The 20,453-nt window shown below is 65.1% G+C and carries 17 protein-coding genes; 10 read left to right on the plus strand and 7 right to left on the minus strand.

All coding sequences use genetic code 11. The features are described 5' to 3' along the window. Positions 1-35 precede the first annotated feature (35 nt). Genes AC3FLX_RS10200 through AC3FLX_RS10215 form a run of 4 tightly spaced genes read left to right on the plus strand, consistent with a single transcriptional unit; the run spans position 36 to position 6,350 of the window. Positions 36-1,328: a TolC family protein gene (locus AC3FLX_RS10200; RefSeq protein ID WP_488696149.1), complete on the plus strand. Its 1,293-nt coding sequence runs from the start codon at positions 36-38 to the stop codon at positions 1,326-1,328. Continuing rightward, positions 1,325-2,842 (plus strand): efflux RND transporter periplasmic adaptor subunit, encoded by a 1,518-nt coding sequence (locus AC3FLX_RS10205; protein WP_488696150.1) that lies wholly within the window; start codon positions 1,325-1,327, stop codon positions 2,840-2,842. The genes AC3FLX_RS10200 and AC3FLX_RS10205 overlap by 4 nt, the downstream gene beginning before the upstream one ends. Further along, positions 2,839-6,018 (plus strand): efflux RND transporter permease subunit, encoded by a 3,180-nt coding sequence (locus tag AC3FLX_RS10210; protein WP_488696151.1) that lies wholly within the window; start codon positions 2,839-2,841, stop codon positions 6,016-6,018. Before AC3FLX_RS10205 ends, AC3FLX_RS10210 begins: the two co-directional genes overlap by 4 nt. Beyond that, positions 6,015-6,350, plus strand: coding sequence for a copper-binding protein (locus tag AC3FLX_RS10215; RefSeq protein WP_488696152.1), 336 nt, complete (start codon positions 6,015-6,017; stop codon positions 6,348-6,350). Before AC3FLX_RS10210 ends, AC3FLX_RS10215 begins: the two co-directional genes overlap by 4 nt. A gap of 67 nt (positions 6,351-6,417) precedes the next feature. Here the strand turns inward: AC3FLX_RS10215 and AC3FLX_RS10220 are convergent, their stop codons facing one another. From AC3FLX_RS10220 to AC3FLX_RS10230, 3 genes are all read right to left on the minus strand, one after another. Continuing rightward, a complete protein-coding gene (locus tag AC3FLX_RS10220) occupies positions 6,418-7,167 on the minus strand; it encodes an amino acid ABC transporter ATP-binding protein (protein WP_488696225.1) in 750 nt (249 codons plus the stop codon). 28 nt (positions 7,168-7,195) lie between these two features. Beyond that, a complete protein-coding gene (locus tag AC3FLX_RS10225) occupies positions 7,196-7,849 on the minus strand; it encodes an amino acid ABC transporter permease (protein ID WP_488696153.1) in 654 nt (217 codons plus the stop codon). Positions 7,850-7,931: 82 nt separating this feature from the next. Continuing rightward, complete coding sequence (locus tag AC3FLX_RS10230) at positions 7,932-8,720, minus strand: amino acid ABC transporter substrate-binding protein (RefSeq protein WP_488696227.1); 789 nt, start codon at positions 8,718-8,720, stop codon at positions 7,932-7,934. A 285-nt stretch (positions 8,721-9,005) separates the two neighbouring features. Here AC3FLX_RS10230 and AC3FLX_RS10235 point away from each other — a divergent pair, with 285 nt between their 5' ends. Together AC3FLX_RS10235 and nadC are read left to right on the plus strand one after the other, a co-directional pair. Further along, a complete protein-coding gene (locus AC3FLX_RS10235; protein WP_488696154.1) occupies positions 9,006-9,506 on the plus strand; it encodes a MarR family winged helix-turn-helix transcriptional regulator in 501 nt (166 codons plus the stop codon). Positions 9,507-9,727: 221 nt separating this feature from the next. Beyond that, entirely contained in the window at positions 9,728-10,561 is an 834-nt protein-coding gene (gene nadC / locus AC3FLX_RS10240) for a carboxylating nicotinate-nucleotide diphosphorylase (RefSeq protein ID WP_488696155.1), read from the plus strand. Positions 10,562-10,677: 116 nt separating this feature from the next. Here the strand turns inward: nadC and AC3FLX_RS10245 are convergent, their stop codons facing one another. Continuing rightward, positions 10,678-11,223, minus strand: a complete 546-nt coding sequence (locus AC3FLX_RS10245; protein ID WP_488696156.1) for a MarR family winged helix-turn-helix transcriptional regulator — start codon at positions 11,221-11,223, stop codon at positions 10,678-10,680. A 310-nt stretch (positions 11,224-11,533) separates the two neighbouring features. Between AC3FLX_RS10245 and phnN the strand changes: the two genes are divergently transcribed. The 3 genes from phnN to AC3FLX_RS10260 all read left to right on the plus strand — a co-directional run bounded on the left by phnN (position 11,534) and on the right by AC3FLX_RS10260 (position 15,672). Then, positions 11,534-13,327, plus strand: a complete 1,794-nt coding sequence (gene phnN / locus AC3FLX_RS10250; protein ID WP_488696228.1) for a phosphonate metabolism protein/1,5-bisphosphokinase (PRPP-forming) PhnN — start codon at positions 11,534-11,536, stop codon at positions 13,325-13,327. Between the two features lie 43 nt (positions 13,328-13,370). Continuing rightward, entirely contained in the window at positions 13,371-14,363 is a 993-nt protein-coding gene (locus AC3FLX_RS10255) for a tripartite tricarboxylate transporter substrate binding protein (RefSeq protein ID WP_488696157.1), read from the plus strand. A gap of 187 nt (positions 14,364-14,550) precedes the next feature. Next, complete coding sequence (locus AC3FLX_RS10260) at positions 14,551-15,672, plus strand: porin (RefSeq protein ID WP_488696158.1); 1,122 nt, start codon at positions 14,551-14,553, stop codon at positions 15,670-15,672. Positions 15,673-15,715: 43 nt separating this feature from the next. Here the strand turns inward: AC3FLX_RS10260 and AC3FLX_RS10265 are convergent, their stop codons facing one another. Beyond that, the gene (locus AC3FLX_RS10265; RefSeq protein WP_488696160.1) at positions 15,716-17,905 is read right to left on the minus strand and encodes a xanthine dehydrogenase family protein molybdopterin-binding subunit; all 2,190 of its coding nucleotides are present in this window, start codon (positions 17,903-17,905) and stop codon (positions 15,716-15,718) included. A gap of 111 nt (positions 17,906-18,016) precedes the next feature. On the opposite strand from AC3FLX_RS10265, the gene AC3FLX_RS10270 reads away from it, so the two are divergent. Then, positions 18,017-18,745 (plus strand): TetR family transcriptional regulator, encoded by a 729-nt coding sequence (locus tag AC3FLX_RS10270; RefSeq protein WP_488696162.1) that lies wholly within the window; start codon positions 18,017-18,019, stop codon positions 18,743-18,745. Here AC3FLX_RS10270 and AC3FLX_RS10275 read toward each other — a convergent pair. Both AC3FLX_RS10275 and AC3FLX_RS10280 read right to left on the minus strand, forming a co-directional pair. Further along, positions 18,742-19,380, minus strand: coding sequence for an N-carbamoylsarcosine amidohydrolase (locus AC3FLX_RS10275; protein WP_488696163.1), 639 nt, complete (start codon positions 19,378-19,380; stop codon positions 18,742-18,744). The genes AC3FLX_RS10270 and AC3FLX_RS10275 overlap by 4 nt on opposite strands. Beyond that, positions 19,373-20,440 carry a 2,5-dihydroxypyridine 5,6-dioxygenase NicX family protein gene (locus AC3FLX_RS10280; protein ID WP_488696165.1) on the minus strand — a complete coding sequence of 356 codons (1,068 nt, stop codon included), beginning with the start codon at positions 20,438-20,440 and terminating at the stop codon, positions 19,373-19,375. Before AC3FLX_RS10280 ends, AC3FLX_RS10275 begins: the two co-directional genes overlap by 8 nt. Between the last annotated feature and the right edge of the window lie 13 nt (positions 20,441-20,453).

Raw genomic sequence — 20,453 nt, forward strand, 5'->3', positions numbered from 1 at the left:
TCCCGGAAGCGGTGGTCGTTGTTTCCGGAGGCTTTATGTCATTCCCGCTTCGCCTGAGGCTGGCGCTTTGCGCGTCCGCGCTCGGCATGTCGGTGTCGCTCGCCGCGCCACCGCCAGCCAACCTTTCCCTTGAAGAAACCGCGGCGCTGGCCACGGCCCATGCGCGCGATGCCGAAGACTCGCGCGGCGCAATCGAGGCCGCCGTGCAGCAGGCGGTTGCCGCTGGCCAGTTGCCAGATCCCATCCTGAAAGTCGGCTTGAACAACGTTCCTGCCGATGGCCCCGACAAGGGGTCGCTGAGTCGTGATTCGATGACGATGCGCTCGATCAGCGTCATGCAGGAGTTCACACGATCCGACAAGCGCCGCGCACGCACGGCGCGCTTCGAGGCCGAAGCCGCCGCCGCCGACGCGCAACGCATGGTCGGCGTGACCAACGTGCAACGCAGCGCCGTTTCCGCATGGATCGATCGCTGGTACGCGGAGAAGGCCGCCGAACTGCTGGGTCATCACCTGCATCCGCTGGACCTGGCGCTGGAAGCCGCCAACGCCGCCTATCGCAGCGGCCGCGCGACGCGCGCCGATGTGCTGACCGCACAACTCGAAGTCCAGAAACTGCGCGACCGCGAGAGCGAAAACCGCACGGCGCTCGATACCGCCACCGTCGATCTCGCTCGCTGGATCGGGGACGATGCCAAACGCCCGCTGGGCGCGCGTCCGCCGCTGACACTGCCCGATCGCGTGGCGCAGATCGTCCAGACGCGCTTTGACGGCGTGCCCGAGGTAGCCGCCGCCCAGCGCGACGTGGCCGTCGCGGAATCCGAGGTGCGCGTCGCCGACGAAACCCGCAAGCCCGACATCTCCGTCGAACTGATGTACAGCCAGCGCGGCGCGTCCTACGCCAACATGGCCTCGGTCAACGTGAGCTTTCCGCTGCCCTGGGACCGCGCCAACCGGCAGGACCGGGAAGTCGCCGCAAGACTGGCGCAGGCCGAAGCGGCGCGCGCCAAAGCGGAGACCGTCCGGCGCAATACCAATGCGCTGGTCAACGCCCGGCTGGCGGAGCTCAATCGCAACCTTGAACGCCTCAAGCGCTACGACGACGCCACGCTGCCGCTTGCCACGGCGCAGGCGGACGCCGCCCTGACCGCATATCGCGCGAACACCGGCTCGCTGCAAGCGGTTGCCGAGGCCAACCATCGCGCCATTGACACCGCGCTGGAGCGCCTGACCCTGGAGCAACGCACAACCCGGCTATGGGCCGAGCTGACATTCCTCACACCATTGCCCACCGCGCAGACCGCATCGGCCAACAAGGATTTGCAATGAACCTGCCACTGAAAATTACCGCGGCGTGTCTGGTGCTGGTCGGCGCGGCCGGCTACGGCGGCTACCGTCTGGGCGCCTCGCAGGGCATGCCCGCGATGTCCGATACCAACGTGCCGGCGAACACCGGCGATGCGCAAGGCGGCCGGAAGGTCCTCTACTGGCACGACCCGATGGTGCCCGGCCAGCGCTTCGACAAACCCGGCAAATCGCCCTTCATGGATATGCAGCTCGTACCGGTCTATGCCGACGGGAATGCCAGCGGCGATGCCACCGGCGTCAACATCGACAGTCGCGTGCGTCAGAACCTTGGCATCCGCACGGTGGAAGTCAAGGCGGCGCCGCTCGGCGCAGTGCTGGAAGCACCGGGCAATGTCACCATCGACGAACGCAGCGTGCGCGTGATCCAGGCTCGCACAACGGCATTCGTACAGCACGTGAGCGTGCGCGCCACACTCGATCCGGTGCGGCAGGGCCAGACCCTGGTCACGCTGTACGCGCCTGACTGGGTGGCGGCGCAAGAGGAATATCTCGCGGTCGCGCGCTTGCCAGCCGGTGTCCAGGGCAATCTGGCCGATGCAGCAAGAGCGCGCATGCTGCAATCCGGGATGACATCGGCGCAGGCCGATGCCGTTGCCCGTGGCGGCAAATTACAGACGGCGCAGAGCATTGCCAGCCCGCTGGACGGCGTGGTGACCGAACTCGCCGTGCGCGAGGGCATGACCGTCACGCCGGGCATGACGATGTTCCGGCTCGCCGATCTGGGGCAGGTCTGGGTGATCGCCGAAGTGCCCGAAGCCCAGGCGCGTCACATCGCCCTCGGACAAGCGGTCACCGTGTCCGCCACCGCCGCGTCCGAACCGTTGACCGGCAAGGTCGATGCCATCCTGCCCGATGTCAATGCCGCCACGCGCACCATCAAGGTCCGCATCGTGTTGCCAAACAAGCAGCGTCGGCTCGTGCCCGGCATGTTCGCCAGCGTGCGATTCCAGAGCGGCGGCCAGCAGAACGTATTGCAGATTCCGGCCGAGGCGGTGATCCGCAGCGGTCAGCGCAACACGGTCATGGTCGATGCCGGTCAGCAAGGCTACGTCGCCACGGAGATTCAAATCGGCCGCGAATCCGATGGCATGACCGAGGTCATCTCCGGGCTGCGCGCGGGACAACGTGTAGTGGCGTCCGGGCAGTTCCTGATCGACTCGGAAGCCAGCCTGCGCGGCACGGCGGACCGGTTGTCCGCACCCGAGGCAGCCTCGGCGCCCGCCGCCGCCGTGCAGGAACACGAAGCCGTCGGTCGCGTGGAGTCAGTCAACGCGGACGGACTCACGATCTCGCATGGGCCGGTGCCATCGGCCCAGTGGGGCGCCATGACGATGGACTTTCCCGCGCACGACCCTGCCATGCTCAAGGGCGTGAAGCCCGGCGATCGCGTTCGCTTCCGCTTTCACCTGGATCGGGACGGCGCCGCCATGCTGACCGCCGTGCAGCCCGTGGATGCAACGGGAGGTCAGCGATGATTGCGCGCATCATCCTTGCGTCGATACGGCAGCGCTTTCTGGTGCTGCTGGCCACCGCCATGCTCGCTGCCTGGGGGCTGTGGGCGGTGCGCACCACGCCGCTGGACGCCCTGCCGGATCTGTCGGATACCCAGGTCATCATCCGCACGCCGTTTCCGGGCCAGGCGCCCCAGATCGTGGAAAACCAGGTCACGTACCCGCTGACCACCACGATGCTTTCCGTGCCGGGTGCCAAGACGGTACGCGGGTTTTCATTCTTTGGAGATTCGTTTGTCTATGTCCTGTTCGAGGACGGGACCGACCCATACTGGGCGCGCTCGCGCGTGCTGGAATATCTGAACCAGGTGCAGTCACGCCTGCCGGCCGCGGCCAGGCCGGCGCTTGGTCCCGATGCCACCGGAGTCGGCTGGATCTACGAGTACGCGCTGGTCGATCGCACCGGCCAGCACGACCTTTCCCAGTTGCGCACGCTGCAGGACTGGTTCCTGCGATTCGAGCTGAAGTCCCTGCCGAACGTCGCCGAGGTTGCCTCGCTCGGCGGCATGGTCCGGCAATATCAGGTCGTGCTCATGCCGGATCGGCTGCGCGCCTACAACATCCCGCAATCGAAAGTGATTGCCGCGATCCGTGGCGCCAATCAGGAGGCCGGCGGCTCGTTGCTGGAACTGGGAGAAGCCGAATACATGGTCAGGGCGTCTGGCTACCTGAAGACGCTCGACGATTTCCGGCAGATCCCGATCGACGCCAGCAGCGCGGGGATTCCCGTGCGGCTTGGCGACGTCGCCACGATCCAGCTCGGGCCGGAGATGCGGCGCGGCATCTCGGATCTCGACGGAGAGGGGGAAGTGGCCGGCGGCGTGATCGTCATGCGTTCGGGCAAGAACGCGCTGGAAACCATCGATGCCGTCAAGGCGAAGCTGGAGGCGCTGAAGAAGAGTCTGCCGGCCGGCGTCGAGATCGTGACCACCTACGACCGCTCCGCGCTGATACATCGTGCGGTGGAAAATCTGTCCCACAAGCTCGTCGAAGAGTTCATCGTCGTCGCGCTGGTATGCCTGGCTTTCCTCTTCCACATTCGATCGGCGCTGGTCGCCATCGTGTCGCTGCCGCTTGGCGTGCTGGGCGCGTTCCTGGTCATGCGGTATCAGGGCGTCAACGCCAACATCATGTCGCTCGGCGGCATTGCAATCGCGGTGGGCGCAATGGTCGATGCCGCCGTCGTCATGATCGAGAACGCGCACAAGCATCTGGAGCACTGGCATGCCGCGCATCCCGATGAGCCGCTGGATGGCGCCGAACGCTGGCGCGTGATTGGCGCTTCGGCGGCGGAAGTCGGCCCGGCACTATTCTTCTCGCTGCTGATCATCACGCTGTCCTTCGTGCCGGTGTTCACGCTGGAGGCGCAGGAGGGCCGCCTGTTCGCGCCGCTGGCATTCACCAAGACCTATTCGATGGCAGCCGCTGCCGGACTATCGATCACGCTGGTACCAGTGCTGATGGGCTACCTGATACGCGGGCGCATCCCTGCCGAACAAGCCAACCCGCTGAACCGATGGCTGATTCGCGCGTACCAGCCCTTGCTCGCCAAGGTGCTGGCATGGCCGAAAGCGACCGTCGCGCTGGCGGTCATCGTGCTGCTGGCCACGGCCTGGCCGGTCATGCGCATCGGCGGCGAATTCATGCCGCCGCTCGATGAAGGCGACCTGCTCTACATGCCGTCCGCGCTTCCGGGACTATCGGCCGGCAAGGCGGCGCAATTGCTGCAGCAGACCGACCGCCTGATCAAATCGATACCGGAAGTGGAAACGGTGCACGGCAAGGCCGGCCGTGCCGACTCGGCCACGGACCCGGCACCGCTCGAAATGTTCGAAACCACGATCCGATTCAAGCCACGCGACCAATGGCGCCCCGGCATGACGCCAGACAAGCTCGTGGAAGAACTCGACCGCGTGGTGAAAGTGCCGGGGCTGTCGAACATCTGGGTGCCGCCCATCCGCAATCGCATCGACATGCTGGCGACTGGCATCAAGAGTCCGGTTGGCATCAAGGTCGCGGGCACCGACCTGAAGGAGATCGACGGCCTTGCCGCACGCATCGAGGCGGCTGTGAAGACGGTTCCCGGTGTCACGTCGGCACTGGCGGAACGTCTGACAGGCGGGCGCTATGTCGACATCGACATCAACCGGGCGGCCGCCGGCCGCTACGGCCTCAATGTCGCCGACATACAGAGCGTCGTATCGTCGGCGATCGGCGGCGACAACATCGGTGAAGTGGTCGACGGACTGGCGCGCTTTCCGATCAACCTGCGGTATCCGCGCGACTATCGCGATTCCGTGGATCAACTGCGCAGCTTGCCCATCGTGACGGACCGAGGCCAGCAGATCGTGCTGTCCGACGTCGCGCGCGTCCAGGTGGTACAAGGCCCGCCGATGCTGCGCAGCGAGAACGCGCGGCTATCGGGATGGATCTACGTGGATATTCGCGGCCGCGACCTGCGTTCGGCGGTGCATGACATGCAGGCCGCGGTGGCCAAGGCGGTGCCGATGCCGGCGGGCTATTCCCTGAGCTGGTCCGGGCAGTTCGAATACCTGGAACGCGCGAGCGCAAAGCTGAAAGTGGTGGTGCCGTTCACCTTGCTGATCATCTTCGTGCTGCTGTATCTGGTGTTCGGCCGGCTCGATGAAGCGCTGCTGATCATGGGCACGCTGCCGCTGGCGTTGATCGGCGGCTTCTGGCTGCTTTACGGGCTTGGATACAACCTGTCCGTCGCAGGCGTGGTGGGCTTCATTGCGCTGGCCGGCGTGGCCGCCGAGTTCGGCGTGATCATGCTGCTCTATCTGAAGCACGCCTGGCAGGACCACCTGCAACGCGGCGAGACGGACACTACCGCGCTGCTGGCCGCCATCCAGGAAGGCGCGGTCCAGCGCGTGCGGCCCAAGGCCATGACGGTTGCGGTCATCCTTGCCGGTCTGGTCCCGATCATGTGGTCGCACGGCACCGGCTCCGAGGTCATGCAACGCATAGTGGCGCCGATGGTGGGCGGCATGGTGACGGCACCGCTGCTGTCGCTCTTCGTGGTGCCCGCCGTTTTCCTTCTGCTTCGCCGCCGCCAGTGTCGCCACCAGCGCGCGGCATCCACCCCCTTCACACAACCGCCCCTCAAGGAGCAAGCATGAACCCATCCGTCAAAGCCATCGCGATGGCAATCGCTATCGGCATGGCACCCGGCGCGTTTGCCGCGAACATGGAACACATGGATATGAAGGCCGCGAGCGGCCCGGCGAAGGCGCCGCAACCGGTACCCGCGGAAGTGCGGAAGATCGACACCGCCACCAGCAAGGTCACGCTCAAGCACGGGCCGATCGCCAACCTGGGCATGTCGGCGATGACGATGGCATTTCCGGTCAAGGACCCCGCCATGCTCAAGGGTCTGAAGGAGGGTGACCAGGTCTCGGCCACGTTCGACACCGTGGACGGCAAGGCCACGGTCGTCGATTTGCGGAAGTAAGTGGAAGCGGCCCTGCCATCGCGCCGATCCGGCGACGCTACGCCGGTGCGATGGCGGGCCTGGCCGCTCAGAACACCCGCGTCAGGAATTCCCTCGTACGCGCGTGAACGGGGGCGCTGAACATCTGTTGCGGCGCACCTTCCTCGACGACCTTGCCGCCATCCATGAAGACCACGTGATTGGCCACTTCACGCGCAAAACCCATCTCGTGCGTGACCACCAGCATCGTCATGTGCTCGTCGGCCAGTTGACGCATGGTGCGCAACACTTCGCCGGTCAGTTCGGGATCGAGCGCGGAAGTCGGCTCGTCGAACAGCATGATGTCCGGAGACATCGCCAACGCGCGCGCGATCGCCACACGTTGCTTCTGCCCGCCGGAAAGACGCGACGGATAGCTGTCGCGCTTGTCGAACAGTCCGACCTTGCGCAGCAGGTCTTCCGCCACGGGCACGATGCTGTCCTTCGACATGCCCTTGACGGTGACCGGTGCCTCGATCAGGTTCTGCAGCACCGTCAGATGCGGGAACAGATTGAACGACTGGAACACCATGCCCATCTTGCCGCAGATGCGGCGCAGCTCGGCGCCCTTCGCGTAGTGCACGCCGCTTCCGGTGGTGGAGGCCAGCGCCTCGCCCTCGATCTCGATGGTGCCGTTATCGATGACCTCAAGATGATTGAGGCAGCGCAGTAGCGTGCTCTTGCCCGAGCCGGACGGGCCGATGACCGCCGTCACATCGCCCTTGCGCAGCGACAGCGATACGCCTTTCAGGACTTCGAGCGAGCCGAAGGACTTGTGTATGTCGCGGGCCGCCACCATCAACGGGAGCGCGTTCATGCCGGCGTTCTCATTGATCGTATTTTGCATAGCGTTTCTCAAGGCGTTGGAACATCCACGTCAGGACCAGCGTCATCACCAGATAGAAGATGGCGGCCACCAGGAACGGGGTCGTCGTAAAGTCCCGCTGCACGATGCTGCGCGCGGTGCGCAGGATGTCATTGAGTGCAAGCACGTAGATCAGGGAGGTGTCCTTGACCAGCGTGATGGTTTCGTTGCTCACCGGCGGCAGTACACGGCCGATCATCTGCGGCAGCACGATCCGACGCATGGTCTGGAAGTAGTTCAGTCCAAGCGTCTTGCTGGCTTCGTACTGGCCGCGTTCCACCGACTGGATACCCGCGCGGAAAATCTCGGCGAAGTAGGCCGCGTAGTTCAGTGCGAACGCCACGACGGCGGCGGGAAAATCCGGCAGCCGGATGCCGATGTAAGGCACGAACGGCAGCGCAAAGTAAATGAACAGCATCTGCAGCATCAGCGGCGTGCCGCGCATCAGCCAGATATAGCCGTTGACCAGGGTACTGACCGGCTTCCACGCCGAAATGCGCAGCAGGGCCAGCGCCAGGCCGAGCGGTACGGACAGCCCAAGCGTGATGGCGAACAGGGTCAAGGTGACCTTGGCCCCATCCACCATCGGAGGCAGGAGAGAAAGAACGTAGTCCATGCTGAAACGTTACGCCGCGGGCGCGGCAGGGGCGAGGCACATCGGATGATGTCTCGCGCGCCGCGCGCCCGCGATGCTGTCTTTACTTGGTGATGTCCGCGCCGAACCACTGGGTGGCGATGCGCCCGGCGGTTCCGTCCTGCTTCATCGAAGCCAGCGTCTTGTTCAGCTTGCCCAGCAGTTCGGCGTCGTCCTTGCGCACGCCCACGCCGTAGTCTTCAGTGCCGAAGTTCTCGGTCAGCACGCGGTATTCGCCGGCGCGCTTGCTGGACAGGTAGCGGCCGACGACCTCGTCGACGACCACCGCATCGAGACGGCCGGCGGAGAGGTCCATGAGCGCCGTCACGTTGTCACCGAACGTCTTCAGCTCCTTCATGCTCGCGGCCAGGCTCGCTTCCTTCTTGATGGCGTCGACCGCGCTGCTGCCGTCTTGCGCGCCGACGATGCGGCCCGCGAGGTCGGCCTTCGCCTTGATCGGCGAATTCGTGGTCACGATGACGATCTGGTGATTCGTCATGTACGGGTCGGTAAAGCTGATGTTCTTCTTGCGGTCTTCGGTGATCGTCAGGCCGTTCCACAGCACGTCCACGCGCTTGCCGTTGAGTTCGGCTTCCTTGGCGCTCCAGTCGATCGGCTTGAACTCCACCGTCATGCCCAGCCGTTGCGCCGCTTCCTTGGCCATGTCGATATCGAATCCGACCAGCTGGTTATTGGCGTCGCGGAAGCCCATCGGCGGGAAGTTGTCGTCAAGCCCCACGACGATGCTGCTGGCCGCGCCGGACTGGCTTGCGGCCGGCTTCGGATCGCTCTTGCCGCAGGCGGCAAGCAGGGTGAGGCCGGAGATCAGGAGAACGGCTGCTATTTTTTTCATCATGTTATGTAAACGAGAAGAATGTGTCGATAACGTCACCGCGTTGAGTGCGGGCGTGGCGGTCGGCCAGCATGCGTCGGAACACGGTAGTCGGCATGGATCGCGCTTGCTTCGCGGGGAAGCTGGACGTTCGGGCAGGCGCCCCCTGGCGTCCTCGGCCAGGAAATTCGCCGAACGCCAGACCAAGCCAGGTAATCGGCAGGGCGACATTCTACAGCGCCCGCACCAGTGGAAAGTGTGAGCGCGGGTATACTTCGGCGGATTCGCAGCCTTGGGTAGCCTTTTGTGAACACACGTCAGAGCCACGACCCGCGCCAGAACGACAATTACGAATTCACGGAACAGGTTGGGCATCTGCTGCGCCGCGCCTATCAGCGGCACGTCGCCATCTTCCAGCAAACGATTCCCGACTCCCAACTGACCGCCGGCCAGTTCGTGGTGCTTTGCGCCATCCAGGAACATGGATCGTGCTCGCTCAGTGAAATTGCCCGCGCCACGGCGATCGACCAGGCCACCGTTCGCGGCATCATCGAGCGGCTGAAGTCCCGCGAGCTGATCGTGGTGTCTCATGACGCGCGCGACCGCCGCAAGGTGGTGGTGCTGCTTTCGCCGGCCGGCCAGACGTTGATCGATGAAGTGGTGCCATTCGCGCAGGACATCAGCGAACGCACGATGGGCGGCCTGAACCCCGCCGAGCGCGTGGCCCTGATCTATCTGCTGCGCAAGATGAGCGAACTCGACGACATGCCGCCGGAGTCCGCCGCCGACGCCGACAGCCCCGCCTGACCCCCTTCCTCCGGCGCGCACCCCTCCGCGCGCCTCAGCCTCCCCTCCCTTCCGCCCTGCTCCGCACCTGACCCCCACGGGACGGTCATGGCCTGTCTTGCGCAATTTATCTTAGAGATCGAATTATTCTTGACATGGCTGGGCCAGGCGCTAGTATTACGCCATGTACTTCGATGTCTAAGATTATTGAAGTGCGACAACCACTGTTCAGGAGCACACTTATGTATGACATTTTCGCCACGGACAAGCTGATCGACCTCTGGCTGACCGAGGACATCGGCATTTGCGATCTGACCGTCCAGACCATGATCGAGCCGGGAGAGACGGGCACGTTTTGCATGAACGCGCGCGAGCCGATGCTGATTGCGGGTATCGATGTGGCAGCGCGTATCTTCGCGCGCTACGATCCGACGCTTTCGCTCGACGTGCGCGTGGCCGACGGCGACAAGGTAGAGAAAGGCGCGGTGCTGCTCAATGTCAGCGGCAATGCCCGCAGCGTGCTGACCGCGGAACGCACCGCGCTGAACATCATGCAGCGGCTCAGCGGCATCGCCAACCACACGGCAACGTACGCACAAGCCATCGCACACACCAAGGCGCGACTGATCGATAGTCGCAAGACCACGCCGGGGCTGCGTGCGCTGGAAAAGCATGCGGTCACGTGCGGCGGCGGTCTCAACCACCGTCTGAGCCTGGACAACGGCGTGATGATCAAGGACAACCACATCGCGGTTTGCGGCAGCATCTCCGCCGCCGTCGAGCGCGTGCGCCGCAAGCTGCCGGTGCTGACCAAGCTCGAAGTCGAATGCGACCGCCTGGAGCAGGTGCATGAGGCACTGGCCGCCGGCGTGGACGTGATCATGCTGGACAACATGTCGGTGCCCGACATGAAGGAAGCCGTGCAGATCGTCAACGGGCGGACCAAGGTCGAGGCATCGGGCGGTATCCGGCTGGAAACGATCCGTGCCGTGGCGGAAACGGGCGTGGACTACATCTCGACGAGCAAGATCACCCAGTCGGCACCGGCCGTCGATATCGGCCTCGACGAAGCCTGATATTTCCGCGGATTTTCGCGCCTTCACCCGAGAAGGCTTCCCCCTCGCCGGTCAGCCCGCCGAGGGTCTTTTGCATTGGCTGAGTTGGCTGCGTTGGCTGAGTTGGCTGCGTGGCCTTAGAGATCGGTCAGCAGGCGCCCCACTTCCTGTGTGGACGGCACGCGCCGGCCACGCTCGGCCAACGCCATCTCATCGGCCACCAGCCGCTGCGCGATCGTGATCAGCACACGGCGCGTGGTCATCACATCTTCCTCGCTGAGGCCCTCCACGCTGAGTTCGTTGACCTCGGTAGCCAGCGGCTCCAGCTTGCGGCGCAGCGCGCGCCCGGTCTTGCTCAGAAAGACGTGCACCTTCTTCTTGTTGCCGGGCAGGTGCGTGCGCTCGACATAGCCGAGCGCCTCAAGCGCTTTCACGGCCGCGAACGTCGTCGGTTCCGTCACGCCTGCGCGCTCGCTCAGATCGCGCTGCGACAACCCGTCGTGCCGCCACAGAATCCGCAGGATCGTCCAGTGCCCATACGACACCGCGTGGTCGGCCAGCCGCAGTTGTAGCGCGCGGATATAGGCGCGTGCCGCGTCCTTTACCAAATGGGCAAGGCGTTCTTCCTCGACTTCGTCGGTAGGAGTGAGCGAGACAGGGCTATCCGGCTTTTTCGTGGCCATGTTTGTAACAGTAAAGGCGTAGGCAGCGCACATGATAGCGCCTCCGGCGCGGCACCGCCGCTGCCGCATCGCACATCACCCGATGTAGCGCTCACTACATCAGTGCGCCGTGCGCGCTGTCGATGCACGGGGCACCGCAAGCGCGCACGCGGTGACTGCGCGTTTTCCCTGAGTTCGCCAGGAATCCCGCGTACACACTGGATTTGCGGGAGCTGGCCCGCCCCTTGCATTAACTTAGACATCGAACTTATCTTGACAGACCACTGGCCGGTGCTAGCATAAGCCTACAACTTCGATGTCTAAGTTAATTATGAACAAGACCGGCATATTCTTCCTTGTGGTAGGCCCCAGCGGTGCGGGCAAGGACTCACTGATCGACGGTGCACGCGCGATTCTCACCAGCGGCTACCAGTTCGCACGACGTGTCATCACACGTCCGAGCGGATCGCCGGGCGAGGATCACGAAGGCGTGTCCGATATGGAGTTCACACGACGTCAGCAAGCTGGCGAATTTCTGGTCACGTGGGACGCGCACGACCTGCGCTACGGACTGCCAACGTCACTGACGGACATCCTCGCCACCGGCACGCACGTCATTGCGAATGGATCACGTGGCGTGGTGGCCGATCTCGCGGCGCGCCTGCCCCGCTTTGCGGTGGTCCTGGTGACCGCGCCGCAGGAAGTGCTTGCCCAGCGCATTGCATCGCGCGGCCGCGAATCGGGAGACGAAGTTGCCCGCCGCGTGGCGCGGCAGGCTGCGCTACTGCCCGACGGCGTGCCGTGCATCACGGTATCGAACGACAGCACGCTTGAAGTCGGCGTGGCACGTTTCGTCGATGCGCTGCGGCAGGATGCGCCCGCCGCCGTACCACCGGCGAGTCGCGTCAACCTGAAGGCGAAGCTGCGCGGCGATGCGCTCGACGAAGCCGCCTACGTGGCCGTGCTGCGCGACGCGATTGCCGGGCGCTACAGCGAAGCGGAACTGAAGGAATTCCTGATCGCCGCCACGGGCAACCTCACCGATGACGAAGTCGTGGCACTGGCGCGCGCGCGCACCGCCTTTACGCCGCGCATCGAGTGGGATGAGCCGGTAGTCGTCGACAAGCATTCGATGGGCGGCGTCCCCGGCAGCCGCATTACGCTGATCGTCGTGCCAATCGTGGCCGCGTATGGCCTGGCCATGCCGAAGACATCCTCGCGCGCCATCACTTCGGCGGCCGGCACCGCCGATGCAATGGAAACCGTCGCGCGCGTGGACCTGACGCAGAACGATGTCCGGCAATGCGTGACCCAGGCACGCGCATGCATTGCCTGGAACGGCCGCCTCAACCATTCGGTCGTGGACGACGTGATGAATGCGATCACCCGACCGCTGAAGCTCGACTCGCGCCGCTGGTCGGTGGCATCGATCCTGTCGAAGAAATACACCGCAGGGGCCACGCATGTGATGGTCGATCTGCCCTACGGGCCGCAAACCAAGATGGCCACGCGAGAGGATGCCGAGGCACTGGGCACGCTCTTCGAGCAGGTCGGCAAGGGACTGGGCCTGCACGTACGCGCGTTCGCCACTGACGGCAGCAGGCCGATAGGCCGCGGCATCGGCCCCGCCCTCGAAGTGCGCGATGTCATGCAGGTGCTCGACAACGATCCCGGCGCGCCCGCCGACCTGCGCGCGAAGGCCCTGCGCTTTGCCGCCGAAATCATCGCGTTCGACCCGCGCGTGGGATCGCCCGAACTCGGCATGCGAATTGCGACTGCGCTGCTGGACGAAGGCAAGGCGAAGACCGCATTCGACAGCATCGCCACAGCGCAGGGCCGCCGCCCCGTGGCCGTGACGTCGGGCACGCATACGTGCGAAATCGGCGCGGAAAGCGCCGGGCGCGTGGCTTCGATCGACGGTCTGCGGATCTCCGGCGTGGCACGTGCGGCAGGCGCGCCGCGCCGTGCAGGTGCAGGCGTCGACCTGATGTGCACGATTGGCGCGCATGTGGCAGCGGGCCAGGCGCTTTATCGCATTCATGCGGAGTCGCCCGCCGACCTGCAGGCCGCGCTGGCGCAGGCCCGTGGCGAATGTGGCCAGGCGATACGCATTGATCCGGATTGACCGGCTTCCCCCTTTCCTTCAACCTAACCGACGAGGCATATACATGAGACCCCTATCCGTCGTCAGCGGTCTGGCATCGCTGCTGTTCGTGGCCGGCACGCTAGGCACCCTGCCTGGGCGTGCCCAGGCCAACATCGCGAGCACATTCCCGCAGAAGCCCATCCGCATGGTCGTCACCTTCCCGGCAGGCGGGGGGACCGACGCCCTTGCGCGCCTGATTGGCGCCGACATCAGCAAGTCGCTCGGCCAGCCCGTGGTAGTCGACAACCGGCCCGGCGCCAGCGGCAATATCGGCGCGGAGTACGTCGCCAAGAGTCCCGCCGACGGCTACACACTGCTGATCGTCAACAGCAGCTTCGCCATCAACCCGAGCGTCTTCAAGAAACTCCAGTTCGACCCGAAGGCCGACTTCAGCGCCGTCATTACCTTCGCTTCTGTGCCCTCGGTGATCGCCGTGCCGTACCAGTCGAAACTGCGCACGTTCAATGACCTGCTGGCCGCCGGCAAAAGCGGATCGCCGCCGAGCTATGCGTCGTGCGGCAATGGCACGCCGCAGCATCTTGCCGGCGAGCTGCTGAAGATCTCGGCGAAGATCGAGATGCTGCACGTGCCGTACAAGGGCTGTGCCCCGGCGATGGCCGACGTACTTGGCGGCCAGGCCGATGTCAGCGTCAACACGCTGACGAATACGGTGCCCTACCTCAAGAGCAACAAGCTGCGCGCGCTGGCCGTTACGTCGAAGGCGCGTTCGCCGTTCCTGCCGGACGTGCCCACGGTCGGCGAGCTTGGCCTGCCGGGCTACGACGTCGACCAGTGGTTCGGCATCCTGGCGCCCGCCCATACACCGCCCGAGATCGTGCAAAAACTCAATGCGGAAATCGCCAGAGCGGTTGCCAGACCCGAGATCAAGGCATCGCTGGCGCAACTGGGTTTTGCCACGACCACCAGCACACCGGCCGAATTCCAGAAGCTCGTGACGACCGACATCGATCGCTGGCAGAAATTCGCGACGAAGATCAACCTGCTCGTCGACTGACCTTCCGGGGCACCGCCCAGGTTCCAGCAGGCAGATCCCCCTTCCCTTTCGCTGCATTCCAAGCTGCGCGGGCGCAAGCCAGCCCCCGTGAGAGCGCGTTCGTCCCTGCGTCCTGAATTCGCGCGTGGGGCGATGGCAGCGTGCGCGCTGTTTTCGATCCGCAGCGAGGGAAGGCGACGAAATCGACATGACACACATCCAAGAACAAATGAGCCAATCTCGCTATTCCCTTCGACATCTCGGCATCGCCGCCGCAGCCATGCTTGCCGCGCACGCGGTGCAAGCGCAATCGTCGGTCACGCTCTACGGCGTGGCCGATGCCGGTATCGAATTCCTGACGCACGCCGATGCGGGCAACCATAGCCTGACCCGCATGACCTCCGGCAACCTGTCCGGCTCACGCTGGGGCATCCGTGGCACCGAAGATCTCGGCGGCGGCCTGCAGGCGCTGTTCGTGCTCGAAAATGGCTTCGACATCGACGCCGGCACCGCCGCCCAAAGCGGACGTCTGTTCGGACGCCAGGCATTCACCGGACTGTCATCGCAATACGGCCGCGTCACGCTGGGCCGCCAGAACAACATCCTGTACGACATCCTGATCAACTATGACGCGATGGCGGTGTCGCCGCGCTATTCCATCTTCATGATGGATACGATGACGGCCGGTCGATACGACAACACGGCCAAGTATGTCGGCAAGTTTGGTGGCTTCACGGTCACGGGGTTGTATTCGTTCGCGCGGGGCACGTCGCTGTCGGGCGGCGCCATTGCCAGCGAAGTACCGGGAAATCCACAGAGCGATCGCGCGATCAGCGGGGGCGTGGAGTACAACGCCGGCAACGTCGGGGCGACGGTGATCTACGACATGCAGCAGGGCACCGCCGGCATCGCGGGCCAGAATTCGTCGCAAAAGGATCAGCGCCTGGCAGTGGCCGGCACCTACAAGTTCTCGAATGCGAAGGTGTACGCGGGCTATCGCTGGCTCAATGGAAATATCGGCACCACCACCACGGTGCCATCGCGCCGTGCCGACCTGTTCTGGATCGGTGCCGGCTATCAGTTGACGCCAGCACTCTCACTGAGCGGCGCCGCCTACTGGCTCAACGACCGGCGCGCCAATGGCGATGCATGGAGCGCGTCGCTGCTGCTCGACTATGCGTTCTCGAAGCGCACCGATGTGTATGCGCAGGTCGCGTATATCCGCAATGACGATGGCTCGCGGATCGGACTCAATGGCCCATCGACGACGATTGGCGCGGCGGGCACGAATCAGCTCGGCGCGGTGATGGGCGTGCGGCACAAGTTCTGATCCCGGCAATCCCACTCCCGCCCCCGCGGGAGTGGGTGCCGCGTTACGCTGGCGACAAGCTGGCCGCGCAAGCCTGCCTGACCACTTCCGGCGTGAACGGCGCCTGCGTGAAGCGAACACCCGTGGCATCGAACAACGCGTTTGCAATCGCCGGAGCGCCCGGCAACGAAGCTGATTCGCCGGCGCCCAGCGGACTCTCCTCTTGCCTGGGCATCAGCAACACATCGATCGCTGGCAGATCCGGGAAGCCGATGATCGGATAGCTGCCCCATTCGCGGCTCGCCACACCCTGTCCGTCGAATCGCACCTGCTCGCGCAACACGCGGCTCAGGCTCTGCACCACATTGCCGTGAATCTGGTGACGCACGCCGTCGGGGTTCACCATCATGCCGGTGTCCTGCCCCACATGCAGTCTCGTGACGCGCACATTGCCAGTTGCGGGATCGACTTCGACATCGGCGATCCACGCCGCCCACGCCGCGCCGAAGCCCGGAAACTTGCTGTGGATATAGCGCGCATAGGCTACGCCGCGTCCACGCAGCAACCCGTCGGCGTCGCGTTCACCGCGCGATCCGTGCGCGCCCTCGCGCCACCCGGCAGCTTGCGCCAGCGCGGTCAGCAACTCGCGGGCGCGCTCGTCGGGCAGATGCCGCAGGCGAAACGCAAGCGGATCGGCGCCGCACCGATGTGCCAGTTCATCGATAAAGGATTCGTGCGCGAACGTATTCGGCAACGCGGACACGCCACGCAGCCACGATGCCCGCGCAATGGCTGGCGTGTCGTCGCATACGATATCCATCGATGCGTAGCCATACGCGGGCACCGATGTGCGATCGCCCATCTCCAGCATGCGCGGCGCGGACGAAACCCGTCCCGTCAGCAGCAGCGCCAGCACGGGTGCGTCATTCGACGGATACCGCGTCAGGAACGAATAGCCCGTCAGCTGGCCATCGGCATCGGCACTGCCCTGCACGTCCATCAGCTGGGCGGCGCCCTTCGGCTCCCAAAGATGTTCCTGCTCGCGCGTCAGTTGCACGCGCACGGGTTTCCCCACGGCGCGCGATAGCAACACGGCATCGGCGCAGACATCGTCGGCGCAATTGCGGCCATAGCAGCCAGCCGCCTCCATGCGCACGATTTCGATCGCGCCTTCGTCCAGGCCGGTCAGGCGCGCCATGTCGATTCTGAGCACGTGCGGATTCTGCGTGCCCGACCAAATGGTCAGTCCGCCGTCCCGCCAATCGGCCAACGCGCATGACGGGCCGATGGAACCGTGCATCTGGTAAGGCCAGACATAGGTTCGCGCCAGACTCTGCGCACCCGCGATGATGGCTGCGGACGCATCGCCGGTTTGCAGCAGCTCGCGCCGCCGCGATGGCGCCGCGCGCAGCGCCGCCTCGGGTGCATTGAGATCAGGCAGCGGGGGCACCGGCTTCCACCGCACCTTGAGCCGGCGCGCGGCTTCAATCGCCTGCTCCTCGCGTTCGGCAACCACGCCAATGAAATCGCCCTCCACAAACACGCGCACGACGCCAGGCACCGATGCAATGGACGCCTCGTCCACATCGATCAGACTCGTGCCGACGAAGTCGCCGCTGTCGCGGCCGGCATACGGCGGACGTATCACGCGGCCGTGCAGCATGCCCGGCACCCGCATGTCGTGGACGAACGTCAGCTCTCCGGTCGCCTTGGCCGGGATATCGACGCGAGGCGCGCTGCGTCCCACCACGCGATACTGGTCCGCCGGCTTGGTCCTGACATCGTCGGCCAGCTTCAGCTCGACGTGCTCGCCATCCAGCAGCGAAGCCAGGTTCACCGGACCGCCGTTCGCCCTGGCGACGAGCCACGCACGCGCCTGCGCGGCCGCGCGGCGCAATGGCAGCGCCGATATCTGGATCGACGCACTGGCAATGGTCGGCCCCTGGTTGGGCGTGGCCTCGGTGTGGCCAAGCACCATCGTCACCGCTTCCGGTTCGACCTCCAGTTCTTCGGCAACGATCTGCGCAAGCGAGGTGCGGATGCCCGTGCCAAGGTCGACATGGCCGTTGAAGGCCAGGATCTCCCCCGAGGCGCGGATCGCCACGAAGATATCGGGCAGATCGGAGACAAAGTCCGACGCCGCGCCCGGCTGGCCCGGCGACGGGCGCGGCGCGGCGGCCGCGGGGCGCGTCACAAGCAGCACGCCCTGCTCCTGAAACAACGCTTCACGCAATGCGCGCGGTGTTTGTTGCATCGATCGTCCTTCCTTGCCGCGCCGTCTCACAGCGCGCGGCTATACTGGCAACCGCGCCGGCGCACTGATTCGCCGGCGCGCTGTTGGATTCTTCCCAGACTTTCGGCCCGCATGCCCAACGACACGAAAACCGCGCCCGCCGCACCCGGCACCCGCGCCCGCCAGGCCCAGGACACGCGCGCCAAGATTCTCAAGGCGGCCATCAAGGTCTTTGCACAGCGCGGCTACGACGGGGGCCGCATCGAGAGCATCTCGTCGCTGGCCAACACGTATGACCGGATGATCTACTACTACTTCGGCAGCAAGGAAAAGCTGTTCATCGAAGTGCTGGAGACCATCTACCTGCAACTGAACGAGGCCGAACAAAAGCTCGAACTCGATCCGGACGACCCCGTCCGCGCGCTGACGCAGCTCATCGACTTCGTCTGGCGATACTACCTTGACCATCCCGAGTTCGTTGCCATCCTCAACAGCGAGAACCTGAGCCGCGCCCGGCATGCGAGGAAATCGGAACGGCTCAACGAAATCTCCGGCTACGCGCTGTCCGTGCTGGATGGCATCCTGGCACGGGGCATCGCGGCCGGCACTTTCCAGCCCGGACTGACCGCGCGCGACGTGTATCTGATCATCGCGTCGCTGGGCTACTTCTACAACTCCAACCACCATACGCTGAGCGCCTTCCTTGGCGAGCCGATCATGAGCGCGGCAGCCGTGACGCACTGGCGCGACGTGATCCAGCGTACCGTGCTCAACGCGGTTTGCCATCAGGCCGACATCCTGCCGGTGGACGCGGTGCAGGCGCCGCGCCGGCCGCGCGGGCGCCCACGCCGCCTGGCTTAGGCGGCTTGCGCCGTTACCGCGCCGATAGCCGCCAACGCGGCATCGCGCGGCATGACCATCGCGTACTTCTGCTCCATATCGAACAGGTTCGCTTCGTGCGGGCCGATGGCGCGGTCTCCCACGCAATCGGACAGCACGAGTGGCCGGAAGCCGTACGACATCGCATCGACCACGCTCGCGCGCACACAGCCGCTGGTCACGCAGCCGGCTACCAGCAGCGTCTGCACGCCGCGCTGCGCAAGCCACGCCGCCAGCGACGTGCCGAAGAACGCGGACGGTACCGTCTTGCGCACCACCAGCTCACCGGGCGCCGGCGCCAGTTGCGGCACGATCTGGCTCGACGCGCCATCTTCCTTCAGCGTCAGCATGCCCGGCACCTTGAGCGTGAAGATGTTGTGGTCGGCGTCATCGTCGGCGAACACGATCCGGCTGTGGGCAACCGGCCAGCCCATGCGCCGCGCGGTGGCCAGCAGCGGCTGCGTGTTGGCAATCGCTTCGGGAATATTGCCGCCACCGAACACGGCCGGATCGGCGAAGCCATTGACGAAGTCGATGATCAGCAGGCCGTACGGTGCCTTGAGGTCCATCGCCGTGCCAAAGCCCTGGCGACGATAGGTTTGTACTTCTTCATGCATGAGCAGGCTCCTGGCTGGATTGGGCCGCGCCGTCCAGCACCTTGCCTGCGGCCACGACTGCCTCGCCGTCCAGGCTGACCGTACAGCGGCGCAGCGGAATATCGATATGGCAGGCCGTGGTGCGGCTGCCGCCCGCCTCGTTGTTCGGACCGAACGAGCACAGGAAATTGCCTTCGTAGGCGCGCGCGTCCATGCCGATGGTTGCCTCGCGGTCATACATCGCCAGCGTGGACCACCGTGCGCGCGGCTGCAGGCCCCAGCCGATATGCGACATCGCGTACGACTCGGGATCGTTGAACGACGCCATGTAATCGGCCAGCAGCTCGGCATCGAGTCCACCTTCGATGCTGGTCACGTATCCGTTCCTGACGGTCACGTGAATCGGCTCCTGCACATAGGACTTCATCGGCAGAAGGATGTCGCCACGGTCGAGTACGAGGTGGCCGTTGGTGCCGCCCTCGTTCGGCCACGTCAGCACGAAGCCGCTTGGCCAATGATCCCAGCGGCCCGGCTCGTCGACAAAGCCGTATTCGCTGATCGCCGGAAACTCGCCCAGTTCGCAATGCAGATCGGTTCCCGCTTCCGACGTGATGTGCATGGTCTTTGCCCGGCCGAGCCGCGCCGTGGCGGCCTTCACGCGCGCGCGGTCCGCTTCGGTCGGCACCAGGCGGGCCAGCACTTCGGGCGGTTCGACGGCGAGCAGGATCTTGGTGCCCGTAGCGAGGATGTCGTGCTGTTCGGGCGAGAACAGCAGGGTCATCAGGTCCAGCACCAGATCGCTGGCCTTCAGCGCGGCGATGGCGGCCGGGTTGCCGGTGAGCGGCGTCGTGCCGAGATACGCCAGCGCGTCGCGGCTCAACGCCTTTTCGCCGTTGACGGGCGGCAAGTCCAGGCGGTTGACGATAGCGCCCATCGACGCGGCGGCCACCAGCGCGGTACGCAGCGTCTGCGGGTGCGTATCGGCACCCGTCAGCACGGTGACGGTTTGCCCCGGTTCCAGTTTCGACAGCGTTAGGACCTGCTTCCACGCGCAGGTCAGGTCATAGTCACTGACAGCCATGCTTGGCTCCTTG

This window comes from Cupriavidus sp. 291-E7 (genome assembly GCF_057798835.1).